25 protein-coding genes are annotated in these 23,772 nt (G+C 41.1%); 9 read left to right on the forward strand and 16 right to left on the reverse strand.

Annotated elements, in window-relative coordinates:
- Positions 1–2: 2 nt before the first annotated feature.
- Positions 3–794, reverse strand: coding sequence for a recombination regulator RecX (recX, locus tag C6Y07_RS16710; protein WP_060595806.1), 792 nt, complete (start codon positions 792–794; stop codon positions 3–5).
- Between the two features lie 94 nt (positions 795–888).
- On the opposite strand from recX, the gene C6Y07_RS16715 reads away from it, so the two are divergent.
- From C6Y07_RS16715 to C6Y07_RS16725, 3 genes are all read left to right on the forward strand, one after another.
- On the forward strand, positions 889–1,785 hold the full coding sequence (locus C6Y07_RS16715) for a TIGR01777 family oxidoreductase (RefSeq protein WP_060595805.1): 897 nt from the start codon (positions 889–891) through the stop codon (positions 1,783–1,785).
- Positions 1,786–1,837: 52 nt separating this feature from the next.
- On the forward strand, positions 1,838–1,948 hold the full coding sequence (locus C6Y07_RS16720) for a YfhE family protein (protein ID WP_017358836.1): 111 nt from the start codon (positions 1,838–1,840) through the stop codon (positions 1,946–1,948).
- 61 nt (positions 1,949–2,009) lie between these two features.
- Complete coding sequence (locus C6Y07_RS16725; protein WP_034665021.1) at positions 2,010–2,165, forward strand: YfhD family protein; 156 nt, start codon at positions 2,010–2,012, stop codon at positions 2,163–2,165.
- A 39-nt stretch (positions 2,166–2,204) separates the two neighbouring features.
- On the opposite strand, the gene C6Y07_RS16730 is transcribed toward C6Y07_RS16725, so the two are convergent.
- Positions 2,205–2,792 carry a nitroreductase family protein gene (locus C6Y07_RS16730; RefSeq protein WP_060595825.1) on the reverse strand — a complete coding sequence of 196 codons (588 nt, stop codon included), beginning with the start codon at positions 2,790–2,792 and terminating at the stop codon, positions 2,205–2,207.
- A 273-nt stretch (positions 2,793–3,065) separates the two neighbouring features.
- Here C6Y07_RS16730 and C6Y07_RS16735 point away from each other — a divergent pair, with 273 nt between their 5' ends.
- Positions 3,066–4,322, forward strand: coding sequence for a transcriptional regulator (locus tag C6Y07_RS16735; RefSeq protein ID WP_106157071.1), 1,257 nt, complete (start codon positions 3,066–3,068; stop codon positions 4,320–4,322).
- Between the two features lie 36 nt (positions 4,323–4,358).
- Here C6Y07_RS16735 and C6Y07_RS16740 read toward each other — a convergent pair whose 3' ends face one another.
- The 3 genes from C6Y07_RS16740 to mprF all read right to left on the reverse strand — a co-directional run bounded on the left by C6Y07_RS16740 (position 4,359) and on the right by mprF (position 8,373).
- Positions 4,359–4,826, reverse strand: a complete 468-nt coding sequence (locus tag C6Y07_RS16740) for a thiol-disulfide oxidoreductase DCC family protein (RefSeq protein WP_066031146.1) — start codon at positions 4,824–4,826, stop codon at positions 4,359–4,361.
- 336 nt (positions 4,827–5,162) lie between these two features.
- A complete protein-coding gene (locus C6Y07_RS16745; RefSeq protein WP_034665029.1) occupies positions 5,163–5,711 on the reverse strand; it encodes a thioredoxin family protein in 549 nt (182 codons plus the stop codon).
- Positions 5,712–5,802: 91 nt separating this feature from the next.
- Complete coding sequence (gene mprF, locus C6Y07_RS16750; RefSeq protein WP_034665032.1) at positions 5,803–8,373, reverse strand: bifunctional lysylphosphatidylglycerol flippase/synthetase MprF; 2,571 nt, start codon at positions 8,371–8,373, stop codon at positions 5,803–5,805.
- A gap of 168 nt (positions 8,374–8,541) precedes the next feature.
- Here mprF and C6Y07_RS16755 point away from each other — a divergent pair, with 168 nt between their 5' ends.
- Positions 8,542–9,021 (forward strand): MarR family transcriptional regulator, encoded by a 480-nt coding sequence (locus C6Y07_RS16755; protein WP_003217817.1) that lies wholly within the window; start codon positions 8,542–8,544, stop codon positions 9,019–9,021.
- Between the two features lie 22 nt (positions 9,022–9,043).
- On the opposite strand, the gene C6Y07_RS16760 is transcribed toward C6Y07_RS16755, so the two are convergent.
- The 4 genes from C6Y07_RS16760 to C6Y07_RS16775 form a co-directional block, all read right to left on the reverse strand.
- A complete protein-coding gene (locus tag C6Y07_RS16760; protein ID WP_060595804.1) occupies positions 9,044–9,334 on the reverse strand; it encodes a hypothetical protein in 291 nt (96 codons plus the stop codon).
- A gap of 12 nt (positions 9,335–9,346) precedes the next feature.
- Entirely contained in the window at positions 9,347–9,874 is a 528-nt protein-coding gene (locus C6Y07_RS16765; RefSeq protein WP_066031148.1) for a YfiT family bacillithiol transferase, read from the reverse strand.
- A gap of 15 nt (positions 9,875–9,889) precedes the next feature.
- On the reverse strand, positions 9,890–10,897 hold the full coding sequence (locus C6Y07_RS16770; RefSeq protein WP_106157073.1) for a zinc-binding alcohol dehydrogenase family protein: 1,008 nt from the start codon (positions 10,895–10,897) through the stop codon (positions 9,890–9,892).
- Between the two features lie 78 nt (positions 10,898–10,975).
- Complete coding sequence (locus C6Y07_RS16775; protein ID WP_106037170.1) at positions 10,976–11,479, reverse strand: hypothetical protein; 504 nt, start codon at positions 11,477–11,479, stop codon at positions 10,976–10,978.
- A gap of 15 nt (positions 11,480–11,494) precedes the next feature.
- On the opposite strand from C6Y07_RS16775, the gene C6Y07_RS16780 reads away from it, so the two are divergent.
- Entirely contained in the window at positions 11,495–11,605 is a 111-nt protein-coding gene (locus C6Y07_RS16780; RefSeq protein ID WP_106037171.1) for a YnfA family protein, read from the forward strand.
- 59 nt (positions 11,606–11,664) lie between these two features.
- Here the strand turns inward: C6Y07_RS16780 and C6Y07_RS16785 are convergent, their stop codons facing one another.
- The 4 genes from C6Y07_RS16785 to C6Y07_RS16800 all read right to left on the reverse strand — a co-directional run bounded on the left by C6Y07_RS16785 (position 11,665) and on the right by C6Y07_RS16800 (position 14,648).
- Positions 11,665–12,705, reverse strand: coding sequence for an NAD(P)/FAD-dependent oxidoreductase (locus tag C6Y07_RS16785; protein ID WP_060595800.1), 1,041 nt, complete (start codon positions 12,703–12,705; stop codon positions 11,665–11,667).
- Positions 12,706–12,857: 152 nt separating this feature from the next.
- A complete protein-coding gene (locus C6Y07_RS16790) occupies positions 12,858–13,487 on the reverse strand; it encodes a rhamnogalacturonan acetylesterase (protein ID WP_034665049.1) in 630 nt (209 codons plus the stop codon).
- Positions 13,488–13,638: 151 nt separating this feature from the next.
- Entirely contained in the window at positions 13,639–14,103 is a 465-nt protein-coding gene (locus C6Y07_RS16795; RefSeq protein ID WP_060595799.1) for a DUF6884 domain-containing protein, read from the reverse strand.
- On the reverse strand, positions 14,100–14,648 hold the full coding sequence (locus C6Y07_RS16800; RefSeq protein WP_034665053.1) for a VanZ family protein: 549 nt from the start codon (positions 14,646–14,648) through the stop codon (positions 14,100–14,102). The genes C6Y07_RS16795 and C6Y07_RS16800 overlap by 4 nt, the downstream gene beginning before the upstream one ends.
- Before the next feature lie 173 nt (positions 14,649–14,821).
- Between C6Y07_RS16800 and C6Y07_RS16805 the strand changes: the two genes are divergently transcribed.
- The 3 genes from C6Y07_RS16805 to C6Y07_RS16815 all read left to right on the forward strand — a co-directional run bounded on the left by C6Y07_RS16805 (position 14,822) and on the right by C6Y07_RS16815 (position 16,133).
- A complete protein-coding gene (locus C6Y07_RS16805; RefSeq protein WP_060595824.1) occupies positions 14,822–15,400 on the forward strand; it encodes a TetR/AcrR family transcriptional regulator in 579 nt (192 codons plus the stop codon).
- A 73-nt stretch (positions 15,401–15,473) separates the two neighbouring features.
- Positions 15,474–15,818: a DMT family transporter gene (locus C6Y07_RS16810; protein ID WP_017358819.1), complete on the forward strand. Its 345-nt coding sequence runs from the start codon at positions 15,474–15,476 to the stop codon at positions 15,816–15,818.
- Positions 15,819–16,133 carry a DMT family transporter gene (locus tag C6Y07_RS16815; RefSeq protein WP_003217878.1) on the forward strand — a complete coding sequence of 105 codons (315 nt, stop codon included), beginning with the start codon at positions 15,819–15,821 and terminating at the stop codon, positions 16,131–16,133.
- Positions 16,134–16,186: 53 nt separating this feature from the next.
- On the opposite strand, the gene C6Y07_RS16820 is transcribed toward C6Y07_RS16815, so the two are convergent.
- From C6Y07_RS16820 to C6Y07_RS16830, 3 genes are read right to left on the reverse strand one after another with little or no spacing between them, the layout of a single operon-like run.
- On the reverse strand, positions 16,187–16,513 hold the full coding sequence (locus C6Y07_RS16820) for a hypothetical protein (protein WP_106157075.1): 327 nt from the start codon (positions 16,511–16,513) through the stop codon (positions 16,187–16,189).
- Entirely contained in the window at positions 16,506–17,108 is a 603-nt protein-coding gene (locus C6Y07_RS16825) for a class D sortase (RefSeq protein ID WP_106157151.1), read from the reverse strand. Before C6Y07_RS16825 ends, C6Y07_RS16820 begins: the two co-directional genes overlap by 8 nt.
- Before the next feature lie 21 nt (positions 17,109–17,129).
- Positions 17,130–23,273, reverse strand: coding sequence for a SpaA isopeptide-forming pilin-related protein (locus C6Y07_RS16830; protein ID WP_106157077.1), 6,144 nt, complete (start codon positions 23,271–23,273; stop codon positions 17,130–17,132).
- Between the last annotated feature and the right edge of the window lie 499 nt (positions 23,274–23,772).

Genomic DNA, 23,772 nt, shown 5'->3' on the forward strand with positions numbered 1-23,772 from the left:
TGTCATTCCCCTTTGTCTAAAACGTGATCAATTGTATCGAGATCAAAGCCTTTTCTGAATAAAAACTGCTTCACTTTCATCTTCTTTTCAAATGATCCGTCATATCCTACCTTGCGTTTTGCCTTCTCCAGCATATAGAGGAGGGCTTCTTCTTCCTTTTCCTCTTCTTGTCCATCATAGGCTTCTTGAAGGGCTTTATCAATAATCGCAAACGAAAATCCCTTTCGCTGAAGCTGAAGCTTGATGCGCTGCTCGATCTCTTTTGCAGAACGATTCTTTTCTTTTCTCACAAGCTTGAGAACCTGATTGACGGCTTCCTCCAGCTGTAAGTCATCAGGATATTGCGATAGCGCTTGTTCAATGGTGTCATCGTCTATCCCTTTAAGCTTTAACTCTTTTTTCAGGACGGACGGCCCTTTGCTGTTCGTTTTACGGTGGGTGCTTACATAGGCTTCCGCAAATTCAAGATCATTTACATACTTGTAATGCTTTAATTTGTGTATAATTTCACTAATAGCAGGCGCTGGAATTTCTTTTTTCGTCAAATAATCGGTCACTTCTTTCACCGATCTCATTCGGTAGGATAAATAATCGACGGCCTGCTGAAATCCTTTTTTCACAGCATCACCGAATTGAATTTCAATGATATCTGCTTCGTCCAGCTCTTTCCCTTTTTTTAAGTCGTGCTGGACGAGCACATCTAGATCAACGCTAAAGGCGTACTTTTCATCAAGAAAGATGTTCACCCGCTCTGTATTGTTTTTCTGAGCGGAGATTTTTGTAATATAGGGCATCCTGTGATCACTCCTTTTTTAATACAGTCAGGATGTTTCTTCTGATTCAAAATCGTGAAAGGTATAGGTATGTATATGAGAGGAGAGATGTCAATTGAATATCGCCATCACCGGAGGAACCGGTTTTATCGGCCAGCACGTCACAAAAGTGCTCGCTGCTGAAGGACATCATCTATATATTTTAACAAGAAATCCAAAGGAATCCGAACAAAATCATTTACACTATGTGCAGTGGCTGACAGAAGGTGCTGCGCCTGAGCATGAACTGCCTGCCATTGATGTCTGGATTAACCTTGCTGGAAAATCCATTTTCACCCGCTGGACAGACAAGGCAAAAGAAGGCATCCTCTCTAGCCGTATTCAATCCACACAAGAAGTGAGACGCATTATAGAAGCGCAGGAATCGAAACCATCTGTGCTCATTCAAGCTAGTGCTGTCGGAATTTATGGCACGTCTCAAACAGGAGATTTTACGGAGGAATCACCTCCTGCGGATACTGATTTCTTAAGCCATACCTCAAAGCGTTGGGAAGCTGAGGGGCAAAAGATTGAAGCACTTGGCATTCGTACCGTCTACACACGCTTTGGTGTCGTGTTAGGAGAAAATGGTACACTGCCACTGATGACTCTGCCATATAAGCTGTTTGCCGGCGGGACGATCGGCTCTGGTTCGCAATGGGTTTCATGGGTTCATGTCGAAGATGTGGCACACCTTATTGCTTATGCGATACACCATGACGACATCTCAGGTCCACTCAATGTCACATCACCGAATCCTGTGCAAATGAAGCAGCTCGGACAAACGATTGCGTCTGCCCTTCACCGCCCCCACTGGCTGAAGGTCCCATCCTTTGTCATTCAAACGGCACTTGGCGAAATGTCATTACTTGTTTTAGAAGGCCAGCGTGCGCTGCCGAAAAAGGCATTGCTTTCTTCTTATGACTTTTTGCATCCTGAATTAAAAGAAACCATTTTGCATTCAGAGGAATAAATTTTGTCAAAAACACCCATCCTATTAGAAATAAGATGAGGGGGCAATTTTGATGAAGAAAAAAGAACACCAGCCAACTTCAAAGCTGAAGAAAACCCAGGAAGTCCTGTATCAGCAGGAATTCAAAAAAGCGGAAAGAGCAGCAGAAAAAAGAAACAAATAAGATGGATATTCCACTCCAACAAGCACATAACTAAAGTGATCTTGTAAAGGAGGGAAAGGCTTTGAAAAAAGACCAACACCAAAAATCCAATCATGAGCTTGCAGCACAAGAGACGGATGGCGAATATGTTGAATTTTCCAAAGAACTTGCAGATCCGAATGACGTAAAAGCAATGGCACGTATGAAAGCAGCCGACCAGCGCGCCAAAAAACAATAAGTAAAAAAGCAGACCCTTTAGTAGCGGTCTGCTTTTCTTTTATTGAATTTCAGTTAAAAGACTTGATGCTTTCTGACGTGATTTTACCTCAGGCACCTCTTCTGGATAACCAATGTGAAGGATCGCAGCAAAACGCTCGTTTTCCTTTAAGCCCATGTCTTGTTGAAAGCCTTTGTCATATAAAATGCGGCCGCTCTTCCAGACCATACCGATCCCTTGATCCCACGCAAGCAGCTGGAAGTTTTGAATAAGCGCACTCACGGCGGCAAAATCATCATTTCTCACCACAGGGTTCTCGTCTTCTTTTAGCACGACAAGTAAAAGCGCTGGGACCTTAGAAAAGTAATCTCTATATTGATTGATCTTTTCTTCCTTTGCATCTGGGTTGTTGCGCTGAAAGAACGCAATGAAGCGATCAACAAAAGTTGCTTTGGCCTCATCCGTCACCGCATATAGAAAGCGCCATGGCTCCGTGATTTTATGGTTCGGTGCATAGACTGCATCCTCTAATAACGGCTGAAGCTGCTCAATGGTCACCGGCGTCTCTTTGAATTTTCGAATGGATCGTCTATATCTGACAGCGTCTCGAATCGTTAACGCTTCTGTTTGTTGTTTGATTTCTGGCATATCTGTCATCCTTTCAATCAATCTTAATTGAAATTGATTCTCATTCACATTATAAACATCATTTAGGGTAATTTGCAAATGGTGTTTCCCTTCCTGTCTGCTAAAAAGTTGTTTGACTTTTTCAAGTAATGTTACAATCATATTACGTTTTAAACAAATTTTGATAAAAAAACCAGGATGATGAAATGGTTTCAGGTATTCCCATTTTGTCTGATTCGGTTATTTTGTCAAAAGGCTTTCAACCCATGATTGGAAGGGAGGCTTCTGGATGGAATGAAAATCAATATCGGGCAAATCATCAAGCTCTACCGTTATAAACAAAATATGACCCAATCTGAATTGGCAGAAGGAATTTGTTCTGTCTCTCATTTAAGTAAAATCGAAAATGGCTCAAAGGAGGCCAATCAAGATACCATCAATTTACTGCTTGAACGGCTGGGCATCAGTCAAGAAACGCTGTCACAAAAGGCGCGTCACCTGCTGTCACTCTTGGACGAGTTTCAAATGAATATGTATTTCTATGCACTCGATCAGGCAGAACAAAATGCAGAAATGATCATTCAGCACGAGGAACAGTTCTTTTCGCTGGATTTAGGCATTCAGTATCATCTGTCCTTATTTCAATTTTATTTATTAACGGACAAACAGCCGCTTGCCTTAAAAACACACCGCGTGCTTAAAAAGTTTGAAAAAACCTTTATTGAAACAGAAAAAGAAATTTTCGAATATTTAGATGGCATTCATCTAATAAAAAATGGTCAGCTTGAAGAAGGCTTAAAAAAACTTGAGAGCTGCTTTTCTTACGCGTCTGTTGAACAAAGTGACCTATATTATCACTATGCAAAAGCACTCGGAAATATGGGACATCTTGGTGATGCGCTTGAAGCGACACATCAAGCGATGGATTTATATAGACAAAAGAACAATTTCAAGCGGATTATTCACTGTACACTCATTCATGGCGTGATCTCACTGGAACTAAAAGCCTTTCAAACGGCGAAGAAATATTTAAAAGAAGTGATTATGCACACGTCCCTTTATCCTGATGCCTATATTAAAATGACGGCTTATTTTTATTACGGGGTGCTCTTAAAACGTAAAGGCGATTTCTCTTCAGCTGTGCCTTATTTACTAGATTCACTCAATTACTTTAATCAAGAACAGATAGAAGACCGTTACTGTGAAACATTGTATGAAATTGCGACATTATATGCTGAATACGACCGCAAAAAGGCACTTCCCTACATACACGAGCTCTTAAAACAGCCTCGTATTCAGCCAAATTGTTTATATATGATCAAAATCTATAAATTGATGATTGAGGAAAACCCTCTTGATTTGAAAACCTATTTGATCGAAGCAGCCCTTCCTTACTTTAAACAAAATGAGCTGCACAGTGAGTACTTGTTTGCTCTTAGAACCTTGCTTTCCTATGCGGCTTCTGAGCTTGACGAACGTGCATATATGTCCTATACGAGAACGCTGCTTGATCACTTAGCATCATATGTTCCCTATTACAAAAAAGCATGACCTTCTGCCGATCGAAGGTCATGCTTTTCCAATTCATTAAATGGTCTTCTGTTGATCTGTACCAGGACGAGTGACTTGTTTGACAGAATGAATGTACCGTTTTCTCGCAAAATAATCATACGCATGCTGTCCAAAGCCTAACCAAATGCTGAGCACGATGAATGGGACCGTTCCCCATAATGCAGGGATATTGCAGGCAATTCGCAGCCACGTATAGATCCCCGAATTTTTTTGGTTTTTGGCTAAGGAAATAGACACGATTCGTTTTTCTGCCTTCTCTTCACTTATTTTGTTCAGCTTGAGCAGTTGCGAATGCCTAAAGGATTCAAAATGAATACGGTTCTTCCAATCGAGAGCTTTCAACAAGTCAATCGCTTTTGCACATGAAGGACTTTGCCCGTCATAAAACACAAGCAGCCTAAGTGATTTGATGGAACGCTGTTCTCTTTTTTTCGATTCAGCGAGCTTCTTTTTTTCTTGATCGAGATAAATGATTTTTTTCATAGATTGATCGCCAGCCCTTTTCCGTCATTTGTTTTTTAGTTCGTTCAAAGGAGATTACAACTAGATTACTATAGTTGCTGGGCCTCTTGTATTGGGAAAAAGCAAACCAACGTGCGTTATATGAGCCTTTAGATAAGGGCAAAATTGAGGTTTTCATGGCACATATGAGGTTTTTCAACTAAAAATGGTTGGGAAAATCGTGATGCTTTGCGGTTTTCTGCGGTTTTTTGTAGAATTCTGCGGTTTTTCTACATCTTTATGCGGTGTTTTGTAGGTGAGACGCAAAAACAAGATAAAAAAAGACTACTTCCCGTTGCGGCGAAGTAGTCTTTTGGTTTATATTTTTTCCAAAACTTCTACTATTTCTTTCTCAATATCTTTCCATAAGTAACGATCTGTCGTATAGTGATGTGCGGCTTCTTTCGCAAATACTTGAAAAGCTTCTTCAAAATCAGGTGCATCCTTGTCTGGTTTTTTCTCATCAACAAAGCGCTGTGCTTCTGTTGAGCGTGGCCCCCATTTTCCTACTTCATTCCCGTCCTGATCAATGATCACGATAATCGGAATCGATCTTGCGGTCCCGTTCGTTAAATACTGATCCATCAGGTCTAGATGCTCGTCCCGAATGAAATAGCGCGCATCAATGAGTGCTTCACTCGCGATACGCATGAAAATTGGTACATTGACCATCGCATCCCCGCACCAATCCGCTGTGATGACAAGCGCTCTGAGCTTTTTCTTTTGCAGCTTTTGAAGCAGCTCTTTTTCTTTTTGATGAATTGCGTACTGATTGTACACCGTGAGCAGATTTTCTCGGTTTTTCTCCATGTTGTGTACATATGTACGTTCAGTTAATCCCTTTGTAAACCATTCATTTAATGTCATATTTACATCCCCCTTACCCTTCAACTTTACCACTTTTGCTATTCTTTTGTCTAAAAAAACCTTCACCTAGTGAAAGGTAAAGGTTTTGGATCTATGGACGCCGGTTGCGATTTGGGTCCATCCCAATCAGCTTGGTGACAAGCACCATTGTGACAGGTAATGATGTATTCTTTTTATACGCTAAATATTTTCCGCGCCACTCGGGTTTATATTTCTGTTTAAACGACCTTAATCCGCTGAAGCTGTACATAAATCTGACGTTGTTGAAAATGACACTCGCCAAACGCTCCGTGAGGAAGGACTGATGAAACGTCCCTACATTTGATAAAGGCGCCATTCCCATGTTAAAGGATTTGTAGCCTTTTTCTTTCGCCCATTGAAAAAGGTGGATAAACAGCGCATCCATCATCCCGTTCGGTGCATCATGCATATGACGCATTAAGTCGATGGAAATCTCCCCTTCTTGATACATCGGCATTAGTGACACAAAAGAAATGATCTCCCCTTGTTCATCCTTCAGAATCGCAACCGGTGCTTTTTGAAGATAATCTTCTTGAAAATAGCCGAGCGAAAATCCTTTTTCTTTTTTCTTTCCGAGCCAGCTGTCAGAAATCTGTTTTAAGGTTGAAATGAACTCATCTGAAAAAGGCGGTTCCAGCATTTCAAACGTATAGCCTTCTCGTTCAAACTTATTGGCCACAGCCCGTAAATTTGATTTTTTCTTACCGGAGAGAGAGAACGTTTCTAAATCGACCATGGCTTCTTCTCCAAGCTTAAAGAAATGAAAGCCTAAGTCATGATAAAGCGCCATCCCTTCCCGTTCTACTTGATAAAAAGCGACACGATAGCCTGCTTTTTCGGTCTGCTGTAAAAACTCCTCAAGCACAAGTGGATAGGACGCTTTACGTCCAGAGGGATCTCCGAGCACAATGACGCAGCGGCCAATTCGTCCAAATTGAAGCATCGCCTCTCCATCACTTGAGAAAAATAATTTTTTATCGCCTAAAAAGCCAAGATGACTGAGGGCATTTCCGCCCTTTTCCTCTAAAAACGTTTTTAATTTTTCCTCATCTGCTATTTCTCCAATAGGAAATGCTTTTTTATTAAAAATCAATTTACTAATGAAAAAGAAAAGTGGTACACCGATGAGAGCAATCATGCTCGTCATCGTGATATGCCGTTCATTATGCACCAGGTAATCCTTACTCAAGAAATGCCCAATTTTTGTCCAAATAAAGTTGCCGATGACATTATAGTTAAACAGCACGAGTAAATATCCAGCGGCGGCCGCCACAAACTGATACAACGAATAAGGGGCCTGCTGCTTCACAAATTGATTTCGAAGAGAGAAAAATACAGCCATGATGACTGGCAGAATAAAGATGAGACTCAGGTTAAATCCTTTTAACAAAGTAAACACAAAGCCGCCTGCTAGGGCGATCATCGTCAGCACGTACGATCTTTTTGTTCGTTTATACACTTCAATGGACAATATCATCAGAATGATTCCGAACATTAAAGAAAGACCATTAAATCCTGATAACAGAAAGCGTGGAATGCTGGTAATCACGCCTAATCGATCGACAGGAAGCACAACAGACGCCATGATGAGCAAGCCGCTTCCGAAGGTTAAAATTGATAATGATCCGTACAATAAACGGATTAATAAAGCACGGTGCAACACAATTAAGACGTTCGTTGTTTCTATGGCAGGTGCCATTCTCGGATTGCCTTCAAGACGTCTAAGCGTCGTTCCCGTTAAATCGTAAGCAGCTAGACAAAGCCCAAGGATAAACGGGAAAATCGAGTACACGAAGCGGTACAAAACGAGCGCCGTCAGCACCATCTCTTTATCAAACCCAATGTACTGCATGCTGAGTAAAAAGATGAGATCAAACGAACCAAATCCGCCCGGAACCATACTGATTAAACCGCCGATTGACGCAATCGCAAATACGCCTAATACAATCCGGACATCGACATTCATCCCCATAGAGACGACAGCCATGTACATGACAAGACCAGCTGCCAGCCATTCTAAAAACGATGCACCGATATAAGCGTAAATTGGATGCTTCAGTCCATTTTCACCGCTCTCAATCGAGCTTTTTCGAATTGATGCCATGATGATATATATCGGTACAATACAGGCAAAGATGATAACAAAGGCCCATAGCCACGGCTCTTGGCTGATAATACTTTCAACAGGAAGCACCCTCACCAAGATCAGATCACTGAAAATAGATAAGCCCAAAAGGACCGAGGAAGTCAAAAGGGCAATGCCTTTCAGCAGTTTTTTCGTATCGGTTATGTACTCCTTGTATAGAAGCGTTCTAAGCCCTGCTCCTGATAGACCGCCGAACCCAAGGACACTGTTAAAGGAGTTCGCAATCCAAGAAATGCGAATCGTTTTCCAGCCGCTGATGGGCATATTAAGGCTTCTTCGTAAAATAAAATCATATAAGGACATCGATAACACTGCGACAAGTCCAAGAAAGACAAGAATAAACAAGTCCATTCGATTCAAGCTGTCAATAATATAAAACGTCTTTTTAATGGAAAGGCCGCTCAGCTCCTGCTTGGCGACAAAAATTAAGACAAGGATGATCACGATCGGAAAAAGCATTTTTAAGATCGTCATACCCGTTTTTTTGTTCCACATGTTTTCCCCAACTTTCTAGGTTGCTTCATTTATTTAGACTGAACATTATTATACAACAAATACCACTTGATTCATGCAGTTTAACATTCAAAAGCTTGACGAACCTTTCAATTAGAAGTAAAAATCAGTAGTATAGAGAAAAGAGCCGCTTAAAGGAAGTGAACAAGCGTGGAATATAATATTCATGACACCACTGTATTAAAAGAAGAGATTCTATCTCCAGAGGAAAAAAAGACATGGGTGCTTTATATGAAAGTACTCACAGCTGCAGGTCTTGGAGATGTTTCAGAATGGATGAAGCTCGATATGAGTATGCCTCAAATGAAGGTGCTCATGCTGCTCAATAACCATGGCTCTCTCAAAGTATCCGAAATCGCTGAAAAAATGGGCGCTTCTCTATCCAATATGACAGGTCTGCTTGACCGGTTAGAACAGTCTCACTTTGTCGAGCGAAAACACTCTGAGCGTGACCGGAGAATCATTGTCGTCGAACTAACGGAGGAAGCGAAAAATATTTTCAGAAGCATTTATCAAAAAGGACACGAAAAAATCAAAAATTCCCTGCAACGGCTCAATGACGAGGAAAAAGAAAAAGTCAACGAAGGTCTAGCTATTTTAGAAAAAGCACTGCGTCCTGAACGCGGCTAAACATGAAAAGGAAAAAAGACGGTCACTTGAGGTCCGTCTTTTTTATTTCTTCTTCTACTTGTTTATCTGAGAGGATAAACGTTTTTTGAATAACTCCCCTGTCATCCCATAAAAGATAGGCTAAACCGATGATGAGAAAAAGGATGCTGATCCACGTACCGCCAGGCAGCACCTCTTCAAGAAGTTGGAATTCATTTACATCCTCAGCGAAACTCGTTCCAGAATAGTGAATCTCGAAAAGTACGTATTTCGCTAGATAAAACAATGCCGCCATGCAAATAAACATGGCGCCGACAATTCTTCTACCAGACATGTGATGACTCCTTTAATTCCAGTGATTTTTTTTCATTAATTCCGTGATATGGGCAAGGTGATGCTTTGAATGCCAGACGTACATTCCTGTTGCATCATATAAGGACACCGTTTGTTGATCGGCTGGGTGATAATAGGACGCAGTGAAGTCTTCCTCTGACATCCCTCGAAGTAATGTAACCCACCTGCGATGCAGACTGCTGATTAAGGGCAGTGATAGGCTGATGGGCGCTTTGGTGTCTGGAAGCTCGGCGAATCCCGTCTGATCATATGGACGTATGTGCGGTGTTTCTTCTGTGAGTGCAAGCTTGAATCGTAAGTATGCATTCAGATGACTGTCTGCTACGTGATGAATGAGCTGACGGACGGTCCATCCTCCAGGCCGATAGGGTGTATCTAGCTGAGCATCTGTCAACTGATAAGTCACCGCTTCATACTCTTGTGGAATCGCAGCCAACTGATCAATCCATGCCTCAAGCTGTTCTTTCGTTTTTTCTTCAACCGGTTCATATAAGCCAATCGGATATTGTAATGACGTCATACGCTCTCCCCTCTCTTAAAATCCTTCTAGCACAAATTTGCCAATCATTTTTCCTTGCTCAAGCGTTTGATGCGCCTGCTTCAAATGAGCGGCATTGATCGGACTGAGAACCTTTGTTAAGGTATGCGTTAATGTTCCCTGTTCAAATAACTCAGCTACCTCTGTTAAAAGCTCATGCTGTTTGATCATGTCCGCTGTTTTGTACATAGGGCGTGTGAACATGAACTCCCATACAAATGCGGCACTTTTATTTTTGAGTAATTGAATGTCTAGATTGTGTTGATTCTCGACAATGGTACAGATCGTGCCTTGGGGTTTTATGGCTTCTGCCATGCCTTTGAAATGTCCATCTGTGTCATTTAAGCATAAAATAAAATCCACTTCGCCTATTCCTTTTTCCTGAAGCTGCGCGAGAAGCGGCTCATGATGATCAATGATATGATCGGCACCTAATGACAGACACCACTCTTTTGTTTCAGGTCTTGATGCGGTGGCGATCACAGTGGCATTCGCTAATTTGGCTAGTTGAATGGCGATAGAACCTACCCCGCCTGCACCACCGATGATGAGCAGTGTTGCCCCTTCTGCATTTCGCTTCATATGCATCCGGTCAAATAACGCTTCATATGCCGTAATCGTCGTAAGAGGCATCGCGGCTGCTTCTGCAAAGGAGAGATTGGCAGGCTTTTTCGCCACAATCCGTTCATCCACAAGCTGATACTCACTATTTGAGCCTTGACGCGTGATATCTCCCGCATAGTACACGTGGTCACCAGGCTGAAATAATGTACACGCTTCACCGACTTCAACAACCGTGCCGCTTGCATCGTAGCCAAGAATTTTCAGTTTTTCTTCCTTCTGATCCTTCGGTGACCTCACCTTTGTATCAACTGGATTCACTGAGACTGCCTCTACCTTCACCAGTATATCCCTGCCCATTGCTTTAGGCTTTTCTACTTCCTGATCCATCAGGCTTTGCTCATGCTCAATCGGTAAGTACTCCAATAGTCCAACGGCTTTCACTCGCTCGCACTCCCTTTCTCCATGCTTCTTTTCCACATTTTATCATAATTTTCTGATGTTTTTGGATAGGTTGCACATTTAGGATCTCTTCAAAGCCTTTCGCTCCCTCGCTATATAAGAAGGACGTGCCTTTTGCAATGAAGGAACATAGGAGAACCAGCTTTTGGATTTAAAGAATAGCTGGACGTAATAAAACTGAATGTGCTGTAGGAAAAAAATCATCAATAGAAAAACAGCTAGTGAAAGAGTTTGGAGATCAGCCGCTCCCTGCATCCATTCAGTGATAAAGAAAACAACAAAACCGATCATGATCAGCTGTTCCAGCCTCTGCATGAGCTGAGTAAAGACATGTCCTCGTTTCGATAGATCACCAGACTGGTGCTTCCTGATCTTTCTCGATTTGTAAAACCAAATGATACATTCTACTAAGTTATGAGTCATAAAAAGAGCGATGAGGGCGATCAATAAAGGTGATGGGGTATAAAGGACTTGTGCAGCAAACGGAAATACTAAAAAATAACATGCAATACATGCGTGTCTGACTGATAAGAGAAATAGTTCTTTTTCTATGTATGATTTCATCTGTTTCACCTCCATATGTACTACGTCTCATTTGCCAAAAAGTTCCCTTTTTCTTACGACTGGATAGGTGCTTTGATCTATTTAGCCGGGGTCAGTGTGATGTTATTTGCGCCCCGCAGTTCATAGTCCCACATAAAAAGTGCTGCCACATGCGGGCAGCACTTTTATGATGTGATTTGAATGATTTAACGAGCTCCAGCCGTTTGCAATTCTTTGTTTTTCTCTTTAAAGCGTTCATTATGTGAGGACACGTACGCCACTTTTTCGGCTTCTGGTTCGATATAAAGCTTTGCGCTATTGAGCGCATTGACTCCGTCAACAAATGTCCCAGCTATTAAGCGGACCTTGCTTTTATGTGTACATAAATCACCTACCGCATAGACACCCGGTAAATTGGTTTCCATTTTTTCATTGACCTCGATCAGTCCCCATTCACCTTGCTTGAGTCCCCATTCTGATAATACACTTAAATCACCTTTCATGCCGTGATTGACGATGACAGCGTCTGTTTCCATTCGTTCGATTTCACCTGTCTCTATGTTTTGGATGGTGACAGCATCAATTTTATCGCCTTGACCATGAAGTTCTGTCAGTTCATGCGGGGTTAAAATTCGTGTGCAAGATGCCTTCATGTTGGCGACGTTTTTCTCATGTCCGCCAAACATGTCACGGCGATGCACGACGGTCACACTTTCAGCAATCGGAACAAGCGCATTTGCCCAGTCAACCGCTGAGTCGCCGCCTCCAGAGATAACAACCCGCTTTCCTGCAAATGTCTTAAGCTCCTGCACTGTGTAATAAAGGTTTGTCACTTCATAGCGGTCTGCATGCTCGATTTCAAGTTTCCGCTGGACAGGAATGCCGTGGCCCATCGCTAAAATGAGGGTCTTCGTCAAATGGCGATCACCATTTTCAGCCGTCAGCAAGATGTGATGATGTTCATCTCGTTCAAAAGACGTGATTTTCTGATTCAGTGCAATCTCTGGTTCAAATGTTTTCGCCTGCGTTTCCAGCTGCTGAATCAGCTGTTCTCCTCTTGTTGGCGGCAAACCCCCTACATCCCAAATGACTTTTTCAGGATACAGAAGGATTTTTCCACCAAGGCTTTCGTTGTATTCAAGTACCTTGGTCTTTAAGTCTCGCATCCCACTATAAAAGGCGGTGTACATTCCTGCTGGACCGCCGCCAATAATGGTGACGTCAAACAATTCAAGCTGCTCTGTCATTTGAGTCCCTCCAGTTTTTCATCGATTGATCTATTTGTCAGTGATATTGATTCTCATTATCATTTGTATCTATTGTAGTCTACTCTGGTGAAAGGAATCAATAGCTTTCTGCAAAAAAGAACAGGACGAGCGCTTACTCGTCCTGTCATCCATCACACAATCGTTAATCCAAGGTCTTTTAATTCAAGCGAAACAAGTCGTGCGATCGCATCTGCTCCTTCTTTTGTAAAGTGCGTGCGATCCTCTATGCCTGTTGACAGCATAAAGTAAGAGGTCGTTTTCTCTATGCCGGAAATTTGATAAAACTGAAGGCTTGCCGTATTCAAATCAACGAGCAGGACCTCTTCTTCATCGGCTAGTTCTTTCATAGCGGCACAGTAATCAGGGAAATCATTGATATATTCACCGTCTTTTTCATGAAAGCGGCCGACTGGCGTTAATAAAAGCGGTGTTGCTCCTTTCGCTCTTGCTCCATGAATATATTGAGACAAATAGCTTTTATACGTCGTGAAAGGATCTGTATGCCGCTCGGGCTTCTCCGTTGAAGCATCATTGTGCCCCATTTGTGTGAACAGCCAATCCCCTGGCTGAATGTCAGCCAATATGTCATCAAGCCGTCCTTCTTCAATGAATGTTTTTGAGCTTCTTCCACCGATTGCACGGTTTTCGACGCTCACGCCTTGCGCTGTATAGCGATGTAAAAACTCTCCCCATCCTCCTTGAACAGGACGGTCTGGGTAAGATGAAACGGTTGAATCACCAGCTAAATAGATGGTTGTCATGTTCATACGCCCCCTTTTTCAAATAGCCACCTCTTCTAAGCGATGCGGACATCCTAGTGGCTGCTGAAAAGATATGAAACAATCAGCATCGCTACTTCATTCATTCTCTTTTTGATGATCAAAACCCTGCCTACCAGTAGATGTGAATGGTTTAAATATGCGGCGGAAGTTCTACTTTTGTCTCAACGGCTTGCTTTAACGCCTGAAGCATGTAGCCAATTCCTTTATATGGAGCCAGCGGATAAATCGCTGTTTGATGAGGAAGTAACAAAGGATCGATCACCTTTCGATATTTCTTTCCACCTAGAATCACTAGTTCATCATATGCAGTGAGATGTTTTTCATGAAATTGTTGCCTTAGTGCTTCTCGTGTCATTTGATCAGCATGCGGTGTACCAAAAGCCACATCATAATTTTCATGAATGATCTCATCTGCCTTTAAGAATCCATGCTTCGCTGATAAGATCAGCCAGTCTGAAAAGAACGTTTGGGCATAGCTTTTCGTGCACTGATGCAGCGGACTTAAATAAACAAGATTCGCCGGCTGGCTCCCTGCCTCTGGATGGACGTCCCAAATTTTCTTAGCCCCACATGGAATGATACAAACTCGCTTCACTTGATTTTCTCCTTCCTTCGTCGATACATCCGATACAAGATACAACCTAGCGCTGTGCCAAGTGTATTTAAGAGGATATCATCAATATCGCTGCTTCTTGTAATGATACCAGATTGCGAGAACATCCATTGAAGCACTTCAATCATTGTTGACAAGAAAAAGCCAGCAAGAATCGCCTTTTGCCAGCGCATGGTACGAAATGCTTGATATAGAAAAAAACCAAGTGGCACAAATAACAAAATGTTCCCTGCCAGATTTAAAAAAACAAGATTGGGATAGCCGTGATGGTAGGCGTGAAGATTTTGATAAATGGACTGCAAAGGCATGAGGTTGACACTCACCTGATCCCTTGGTGCGGAAAAACGATTTGGAAAGACCGTCAAATATAATAAAACATTCGTATAAATAAATAGACAGGCAAGAACTAATTCTGTACGTAAATAGATAAATCGTTTTTGCTTTTTCGCCTGTCTGTATCTCATATGTAGATAGAGCGGGACGAGCAGGAGAAAATAAGCAATGGAAACTATAGCACTGGATGTCATACGGAGAGCTGCCCCTTTCTCACATGATGCTTGACCATATTTACAGCTTATTCAGGCCTGCCCGCATCTATTCATCACTTATTCTCATATTCAATGACGAGAATACCATATTGACAAATCGTCATTTTTCAGCTAAACTGACTGACATTCAGTCATTTAAGGTCGGTGAAGATGTGTCGAAACGAGAAAAGATTATGCTTGCTGCCATTGACGCGTTTAAAGAAAAAGGAATTGAAAAGACGACCATATCGGATATTGTGAAAGCAGCAGGAGTGGCGCAAGGGACGTATTATTTATATTTTCCTTCAAAGCTGTCTGTCATGCCTGCTATCGCAGAATATCTGATCTCACAGATGGTCCCCGCTATTGAAAAGGAATTAACTCAGCATGCGGATGTCCTCGATCAAGCAGATGCGCTTGTTGAATTCATCTTCTCTTTTACAAGACAATACCGTGATGTCCTTGCTCTGACCTACTCAGGTTTAGCTGCCACGGAGCATTTAAAGGAATGGGAAGATATTTATGAGCCGATTTACAAATGGGTCGCTGCTTTTTTAGAAAAAGCAAAGCAGGACAAAAGAGTCCGTGCGAATTTGAACTGTCAATATGCAGCCAAATTCATTATCGGTTTACTTGAATCGTCTGCTGAGCAAATGTACTTATTTACAGAAACAGATACAGAAGAGGTTCTGATTCAAAAGCGAGAGGTGAAGCAATTTCTTCTTTACGCACTTGGCATAGAGACACCTTAACTTAGTACAGCACTTGCTGTACGCTCTTTTTTGGTTTCAAAATGACGAATCGTCAGTTTTAGGAGGAAATAGGATGAAAAAAAGCTGGATGTATGTCGCACTCACTTGTTTATTCGAATTACTTTGGGTGTTTGGTTTAAATAAAGCTGATGCTGTGTGGGAGTGGGCGATCATTATATGCCTGATCCCAGTTGATTTTTACTTTTTAATGAAAGCCTGCGAGAAGCTGCCGACAGGGACCGTGTACGCCGTGTTTGCCGGAGTTGGAACGATTGGTACGTCTTTGATGGATTATGCGCTGTTTGGCGGTTCATTTTCATTAGAAAAGCTCTTATTTATGGGCATTTTAATTCTCGGAATTATTGGACTGAAAGTGTCTGATGGGGATGCACATGAGCAGAAAGGAGAAGCGGTATAAATGGGCTGGTTTTTTGTACTGTTAGCCTCTGCCTGTGAAATTGGCGGAACCATTGGCCTCAATATGTTTAGTAAGAAGAAGCAAATCACGACAGGCATTTTATTTGTTGGCGGATTTGCCTTATCCTTTTTGTTTTTATACGCCTCGTTCTCTTCCGTTCAAGTATCCGTTGCCTATACGGTCTGGATTGGACTTGGAACGGCGGGCTCTGTCTTGTTTAATATGATTCTATTTAAAGAGCCGAAAAACATGATTCGTATACTCAGCTTGCTGCTGATCGTGATTGGTGTGGTCGGGCTGAAGTTGTTTGCATAATTGAATGACAAAAAAGGAAGGGAGTCAAAGCCCCTTCCTTTTTTATTTCTCGTTTAATGTGGATCATGCTGCTCGAGCAAGAGATCCATTGCGTAAATCGATTCGCCTTTTTCATCTAATAAAAAGTACACAATCAAAGGCTCTCCAAAAGCTGCTGTTTGCTGCGTGAACAAAACACAGGTGAATTTTTCGATACCAATTGGAAGCTTTCTTTTTAATATAGGATGAAGAATAGGCGAAGTCCGAATTGTATCTACATCAACATCCCAAAGTTCGTTTTTTAATGTTGGATAATGCTCTGATAATAATTGGTGTAACATGTCGGTCGTGAGCGCTGCTCTTCCATCGTACCCATCATCTATTATGTTGGTGTTATACATCCGACGGTTGCTCACCCTTTGAAGCATTGATTCGTATTCCTTTTAAGACAAAGCGTTTCTGACCATCAAGTGTACAAGTGATCAATGTCAGTTCATTTTTCCCGCGATCCTTTAGTACATCAACATCCGTCGGTTCAATCGTAGCTGAGCTGACAATTTTATATTCATATGTTTCCGCTTGATGATGTAAGACGACTTTTTCTCCTTTCGGCACCTCTGGCAGCTGCCTGAAAAGACGATCACCTCTATACCCTCTATGCCCTGCAATCGTGAAATTCCCTTTACCTGGCATTTGATGAGATTTGATTTGAGTCAGTGCAATACCTAAATTTTCTTTTGATGTAACTGGAAGCACTTTTTCGTTTAAATCAATTGACGGGATCTCTAGCTCCATCACATCTCGTAGGTCTTCCTCTGACACAGTTAAATGTGGAATAGAAGAAAGGGCATCACTGTCATTTTTTTCAATCATCTTTAATGCCTGTTCCATTGCCGCTGTCTCTTGAGAAGTTCGCCACTCATATATAAAAGGAATGGAGATGAGCATCAGCCCTGTGAACACCAAAAAGCTGCCTAATAAGGTTCTTTTTTTCATCAATAAACTCGTTCCTTCCTTTTACTGAATGGTTCTTCTTCTGACAACAAGAAGAACAGTTCCAGAAGCTACTAGTAAAATCCCTGCATACATCAAATAACGCAGCCATTCTTCTCCAGTCTTTGGCAGCTCACCGTTTGAGTCATGAGGCGGATGTTGATCCCATTTAGATGAGGCTGGAGGATTCGTGTGTTCCTCTTCATTCTTCACTGGTGCATTTTTCACAATCATTGTCTTGATCTCCACTTCGCCCATTTGAATTGTAAAGATGAGCGGCTTCTTTAAAGCTACATAACCATTTGGAGCTCTCGTCTCTGTGAGTATATACTCACCAGGTTTAAGCCCTTTGACAATGGCTTCTCCGTCTTTTCCTGTTGTCACAGATTTTATGGTTTTCCCGGCTTTTGTACGAATGTCAAAGGCTGCACCTTTTAAGGTTCTATCTGTCTGCTGATCTACTTTTATGATACGCAGACTTCCTAACATCAAGTGATTCTTCGCTGTTAATTGAAGTGGCTTCTGCTGATTTTTCTCAATTGTAAACAGGATCGGCTGATCATCCAATTGATAGCCGTGAGGTGCTTTCGTTTCAACGAATTGATATTCTCCCGGTTTTAGATGGTTGATGTGGAGCTTTCCTTTTTGATCCGTTACAAGTGATTTCTTCAACGTTTTCCCTTCTTTACTTAGAAGAACAAACTCTGCATTTTCCAGCGTATGTCCCTCATCATCCACTTTGGTCAGTTCCACTGCTCCCGGCGTCAGTTTGTTGATCATTTCTACTTTTGCTGGTTTGTCTTGACCTAAACGAATCGTAAATGAGACAGGTGTCTGATCCAATTCATAGCCGGCAATGCTTGCTGTTTCGACAAATTGATAGGTGCCTGGCTTCAGTTGATCGACTGTCAGTTGACCGTTTTTGTCTGTCTTTAAGTCTTTCTTTATACGTTGATCGTGCTCATCAAGCAGATCGAAGGTCACTCCATTGAGCAACTGACCATCTTCTCCTTTTTTCTGAAGCTTCACAGCACTTGTCGTCCGAATATTTTCTTTTGTCACTTTCACCAGTTGATTTGGGTTGAAATCAATCTTAAAGTCTACTGGTTCTGCATCTAGTTTATGTCCAAAAGGAGCCTTCGTTTCAACCAATTGGTAAGCGCCTGGTTTCAAATCGTTTACAGTGATGATGCCTTTCTCGTTGGTTGTTAAACCTGACATCAATTCTTTACCATCGTCATTGAAAAGGGTAAATTCTGCGCCTTTCAATCTTTCTTTTTCTTCCCCTATTTTTGTTAGTTCTACAGAACCTTTCTTGAGCTGATTGATTGCCTCCACTTGAATCAACTCTTTTTGACCTAATTCAACTTGAAAGACAAGTGGTTTCGCACTCAATTCATAGCCTTCAAGACTCTTTCTTTCAACAAATTGATAGGTTCCAGGTTTTAGACCTGTGAAGGTGATCTTTCCATCCTGATTGGTTGTAATCCCTTCTCCTCCTGCCACTATCTTTCCTTTGGCATCAGATAGATCAAAGACAACCCCTTCTAATGATTTCCCATCTTCGCCTTTTTTGTGTAACAGCACTCCGCCTGTTGTGCGGCTATTTTCTTTTGTGACACTGACCAGCTTCTGTGGGTTAAATGGAATAGCAAAAGTGACAGGTGTTTCGTCAAGCTCATGACCGAATGGAGCCTTCGTTTCAACAAACTGATAGGTTCCAGGTTTAAGATCGCTGATTGTGATCTGCCCGTTCTGATCTGAGACGAGACCCGTTTCAATCTCTTTTCCATTTGCATCTAAAAGCTTGAATTCTGCTCCTTTAAGCACATCATTCTTTTCACCGAGCTTCGTGAGCTGGACAGCTCCAGTTTTAAGATCATTGATTACTTTGATCTCTGCCTGAGTTTTTTGTGCGACTTCGATGGTAAAAGGATAAGGTTTATTTTTCTTTTGGTAACCATCAATACTCTCTGTCTCCACGAGCTGATATTTGCCCGGTTTGAGGTTGTCGACCAAAAGCTTCCCATCTTCATCTGTTGTCAAATCTTTACGCACAACTTCATCATTTTGATCCATGATTTCAAATCGAACACCTTGAAGCTTCTTGCCATCTTCTCCTTCTTTCATCACTTCTAATGCACTTGTTTCATAGAGGTTCTTTTTCGAAATGATGACCGGTTCCTTTGGATCGAGTGGTACTTCAAATTTGATTGGCGTTTCATCTAATACATAACCATCAGGTGCTTTTGTTTCAATGAGCTGATACGTACCCGGTCTTAGTTCGTTTATCGTGATCTTGCCATTTTCTCCTGTGACAATCGAATCATTTAGCTCATGCCCATCTTGATCTAAGAGCTTGAATTGTGCACCTTCTAGTCTCTCTCCGCCTTCGCCTATTTTGCTCAATTCTGCAGAGCCTTTTATCATGTCATTTACTGCGGTTACAGTCGTTGTTTCTGTTTGATTCTCTTTAATTGTGAACGGCCATTTTTGCTGATTTAATTGATAGCCTTTCGGCGCGTTTGTCTCAACGAAATAATAGGAACCTGGCTCAAGATGTTTGAAAAGAATTTCTCCTTTTTCATCCGTTTTCAAATGGGTTTGGACGGTATCTCCAGATTCATTTCTTAGTTCAAATTCTGCATTTTCTAATGCTGCACCCGTCTCTTTGTCTTTTTTTGTTAACTTGACATGCTGGCGGATTTCTTGGTTCTGCACCGTCATGCTATTTCCTGTTTTCGCTTGATCTCCTGATTCGTAAGGCTGATCAATCGTTACATGGATCGGTTCTTTGGTCTTCATATAACCATCAGGTGCTTTCACCTCTGTCACTATATAGTCACCATACAAGAGACGATCAAATCGAAGAGCTCCTTCTTCATCTGTTGCCTTTGTTCCAATGACGATACCGCTCGCAGCATCTGTCAGAGAAAAGCTTGCTCCTTTTAGCACTTTTCCACTACTCGCATCTACCTTTTTAATGGTTAAAGCGCCAATCGCTCCCGTGCCATCTCCCATGCCAGCGGTGCGTTTTACCACAATTGAGGCTTCGGATTCCTTTTTTATTTCTTTTACATTTTCACCTCTAAACGTTACTTCGTTTTGAAGTGTACTTCCCACCTTATCTAAAATGAGAGATTGATATTCTAAAATATATGGTCTGGTGATGTCTTCTTTAAATTTGATTTGAAAAGAGTCTGGATCGAATTCAAGGTCTAGCTCATAATCCTTCCCTTTTTCCAGCTCTTCCTTTTTGGTCACTTGCCCCTTTTCATCTATTGTCGTCGAATAGAGATGAAATGAGTTTTCTATTATGGCTTGGTTACTGCTCGGATGGTCTATAATCGTCGCATCTTGGACTGTTGATTGACCAAAATTGATATTCAGTTTCCAATCAATGACCTTCCCTTGTTGATTTCCTGATTTGCTCGTGTATTTCCCTCCATTTGGAATGGACACTACAGCGTTCACATCTGATTCTTTCGTCTTTCCATCATAAAGGGCCGCTTTATTTTCGTAGGTTTTCTGTACTAAATCCATTCCTTCAACACTCGTTTGATACGTGATTTTGTATGGGGAATCAATGGCTTTTTTGAAAATGACTTCGAAGCCTGATTCTCCTTTTTCATTTTCAAGGAATTTGATGTCATAATGTTCTTTCGCTAATACCTCTTTTTCTTCCGCTCCATTTTCCCCACCTTGTAAATCAAGCGAGTAGATGGTGATTGAATCTTTAAGCAAACGCTGATTTCCTTGAATGAAATCCTCGATTTTCGCCTCTTCTAAATGTTTCAAGTTATAGTTCACACCGATATTCCAGGTGATCTCTTTTTTCTTTGCATCATATGTTCCGTTCTTGAACCCATTTGACTGCGTATATGTGTCAGGCGTGAAGACAGACTGATTTTCCTTCGTCAATTCCTTGCCATCTTCATTTACCCATTCAAGCTTTACATGATTACGCAAGTTCTTTTGATCTTTATCTGCTCTTTTTTCATAATCAAAAGACGTTGTATATGTGACTACATGTTCTGTCTTTATTTCTTTCGTAAATTGAATATCAAATCCATTTGCATGTTCAACTATTTGATAATCTGTGCCTTCTTCAAGCACTGTATTTCCTGTCGTCACTTTTAAACTATCTTTTTGCAGCGTCAATCCTTCGTTTGTAAACGTATCTTTTAATATCAGGTTGTTCATGGTTTGTTGATCTTTGTTGAAGATGATACGCCATGGAATGGTCTTGTTTTTGTAATTCGGTGTTCCATGATTTTTCGTTAGGATTTGTTGGTCAATTCTTTGCTTCCCTTGTTTGCTCTCTTTGCCAGCTGTTACAGTATTGATAATCTCTTCAGCTTCAAAAATCCGCTCGGTTGCTTTTGTTTGATATGTGATGAGATAAGCCGATTGAATATCTTGATTGAATTGCAAGGTAAACCCGTTTTGTTCATCCTTTTTTTGAGGTTGAACCACATAATTTCCAAACGCTTTTGTTCCTGATTCTTTGCCATCCTGATCAATTGTGACTTCCTTGACTTGAAATGAATCAGAAATCAGCGCCTGTGTGCCATTAAAGAAGTCTTCTAACAAAGCATCCTTTTCAGCAATCTTTTTTTCGTTATAGTTATAACGAATTTCCCACGTAATTATTTGTGTGACTGGGTCGTAGTGGGCGGCTTTTTTACTTAAAGGACTGCCTCTTGTCACATTCACTGTTCCTTCTGCTGAACTAATCACTTTATCAGCAGAGACAAGGGACGCTTTATTACGAAACGCAGACTGATCTTGATTCGTCATGTCCGTTTCATACATTAAACGGTAAGCTAGATGCACGTCATCTTTAAATTCAATCGTGAAATCTTGACCATCTGCTGTTTGGCCGATTGTGTAGTGGTTTTCGTCAAGCAGCTGACCAAGCAAGGTTTCACCATTTAGCTTTGTATCAACACGGTAAAGCTTGATTGAATCTTTTTTTAACGCTTGACCTTCTTGAATCGGATCTAACAGTCTCGCTTGTTTCACATCGTCTAAGTCCATATTAAAATCGACTGTCCATTGAATGGTTTCAGCATTGTAAGATCGATTGGGTTTTCCCTTTTTAGAGACATTTGGGCCATTTGGAATGTATTGAATCGGGATCGATATCGTATCTTTGCCTTCAATTGGAGTAATGACCACTTCTTTTTCTTCAGTAATGACAGTTTTTTGATCTAATTGCGTCCACACTTGAAGTGTTCCATGGATATTTGAATATTGTTTGATAAAGTCAGTGAATTCGATGGAGGCATTTCCACTTTCATCTACAGAAAAATAACCAATGGTTGCTTGATTAAATTTCATCTCGAGACGATCGATTTTTTCGTAAATCACTAATTCCTCTGGAACCTTGAAATGGAATTCATCACCGCCATTATAGCTATGCCCATTCGGGATGGCCCACTTATAGTTAATGGAAATCAGCGAGTTGATATCAGGCCTATCAACTGAATTTCCTTCCTGATCTTCAAATATCAATTTCGCATCAGTGAGGAGATTTTCTTGTATCAGCATTTGTTTTGAAACACTTTGCAGCCCTACACGCTTAGATATGCTCACTTTGTTTTTTAGTAATTCATCCTCATCGCTTTGTTTCGTTTGAGCGGCTTCTTGATTCTTAGCTGCTTTGTCTTTCTCAGTTGAGGTTGTGTCATCTTTTGGAAGGCTTTCTTTACGCTCGTTTTGCTTTGTTTTCTCTTTTTGCTCAGATATACTAGTGACATCGATGTCTATTGCTCCTTCTAAATTTGGATCAAGCTCAACATCTTCTTTAAATATGACCGTCACTTCATTTTGTTTTGAAACGGTATACTCTCCAACAGATACTTCATTGACAATAATTGGTTCATTCTGCTCCTTCTCTACCTGAATGGCTGAAGGAAGAGAGAGAACATACGGATATTGCTTTTTTAGATCAATTCCTTTTATAGACCAATGGACAGTGGCCTTTCTTACTTGCTGATCTTCCATGTTTGATAACTTGTTTCCTTCGCTATCAGCAAACTCAATATCCCCATAAATGTTTTCTTGGCTTTCTTTGGCTTGTGCCCCTGCCAGAGGCAAGATTCCTAATATACTAGACTGTATGACTAACACCGCGATGAGAGCCAATGACAATATTCTTTTCAATACATCCACCCTTTTCTAAAATTAATTTTCAACAACGATAAAAAACCATTTGTATCTTGTCTGATAAACCACTCCGTTTCTAATCAAATATTTTCTAAAAATTGCACCTTAAGACCCTATGAATAAAATGAGATGATCAATCATGAGCTTGAAAGGTAATCATGAGTAGTGGATATAGTAACTGGATAGGGGTCTATAGAAATGGGGAATAGTGAGAGGGATCATGAAAAAATAAATGTGAATTTTCTATTTATACTGGAATGAACAATAAATGATGTTTACATGCTTATATAATCATATATTCACATATGGTTCGTTCATATGAAACAAGCATGTATCATATGGTATGTATGGTGAGTCAGTTCAGCATCATATAGATCGCATTCCTTTCTACTCCCTTTCATATGGTAATCAAAAAGCTTCTCCGTTTTATTCTTACATTTACCGTTTCAACAGCAAAAAAATAAACAAAATATCTAAAATGATCCATTTTTATAGG

Origin of the sequence: Bacillus sp. LNXM12-1, from assembly GCF_003004375.1 — a bacterium.
GTDB lineage: Bacteria > Bacillota > Bacilli > Bacillales > Bacillaceae > Bacillus.

Bases quoted from the DNA above. Each gene is read 5' to 3' on its own strand.
- recX (WP_060595806.1), bottom strand. From the start codon at position 794: ATGCCCTATATTACAAAAATCTCCGCTCAGAAAAACAATACAGAGCGG.
- C6Y07_RS16720 (WP_017358836.1), top strand. From the start codon at position 1,838: ATGAAGAAAAAAGAACACCAGCCAACTTCAAAGCTGAAGAAAACCCAG.
- C6Y07_RS16730 (WP_060595825.1), bottom strand. From the start codon at position 2,792: ATGCCAGAAATCAAACAACAAACAGAAGCGTTAACGATTCGAGACGCT.
- C6Y07_RS16735 (WP_106157071.1), top strand. From the start codon at position 3,066: ATGAAAATCAATATCGGGCAAATCATCAAGCTCTACCGTTATAAACAA.
- C6Y07_RS16740 (WP_066031146.1), bottom strand. From the start codon at position 4,826: ATGAAAAAAATCATTTATCTCGATCAAGAAAAAAAGAAGCTCGCTGAA.
- C6Y07_RS16745 (WP_034665029.1), bottom strand. From the start codon at position 5,711: ATGACATTAAATGAATGGTTTACAAAGGGATTAACTGAACGTACATAT.
- mprF (WP_034665032.1), bottom strand. From the start codon at position 8,373: ATGTGGAACAAAAAAACGGGTATGACGATCTTAAAAATGCTTTTTCCG.
- C6Y07_RS16760 (WP_060595804.1), bottom strand. From the start codon at position 9,334: ATGTCTGGTAGAAGAATTGTCGGCGCCATGTTTATTTGCATGGCGGCA.
- C6Y07_RS16765 (WP_066031148.1), bottom strand. From the start codon at position 9,874: ATGACGTCATTACAATATCCGATTGGCTTATATGAACCGGTTGAAGAA.
- C6Y07_RS16775 (WP_106037170.1), bottom strand. From the start codon at position 11,479: ATGAAATCATACATAGAAAAAGAACTATTTCTCTTATCAGTCAGACAC.
- C6Y07_RS16780 (WP_106037171.1), top strand. From the start codon at position 11,495: ATGTACTACGTCTCATTTGCCAAAAAGTTCCCTTTTTCTTACGACTGG.
- C6Y07_RS16785 (WP_060595800.1), bottom strand. From the start codon at position 12,705: ATGACAGAGCAGCTTGAATTGTTTGACGTCACCATTATTGGCGGCGGT.
- C6Y07_RS16790 (WP_034665049.1), bottom strand. From the start codon at position 13,487: ATGACAACCATCTATTTAGCTGGTGATTCAACCGTTTCATCTTACCCA.
- C6Y07_RS16800 (WP_034665053.1), bottom strand. From the start codon at position 14,648: ATGACATCCAGTGCTATAGTTTCCATTGCTTATTTTCTCCTGCTCGTC.
- C6Y07_RS16810 (WP_017358819.1), top strand. From the start codon at position 15,474: ATGAAAAAAAGCTGGATGTATGTCGCACTCACTTGTTTATTCGAATTA.
- C6Y07_RS16815 (WP_003217878.1), top strand. From the start codon at position 15,819: ATGGGCTGGTTTTTTGTACTGTTAGCCTCTGCCTGTGAAATTGGCGGA.
- C6Y07_RS16820 (WP_106157075.1), bottom strand. From the start codon at position 16,513: ATGTATAACACCAACATAATAGATGATGGGTACGATGGAAGAGCAGCG.
- C6Y07_RS16825 (WP_106157151.1), bottom strand. From the start codon at position 17,108: ATGAAAAAAAGAACCTTATTAGGCAGCTTTTTGGTGTTCACAGGGCTG.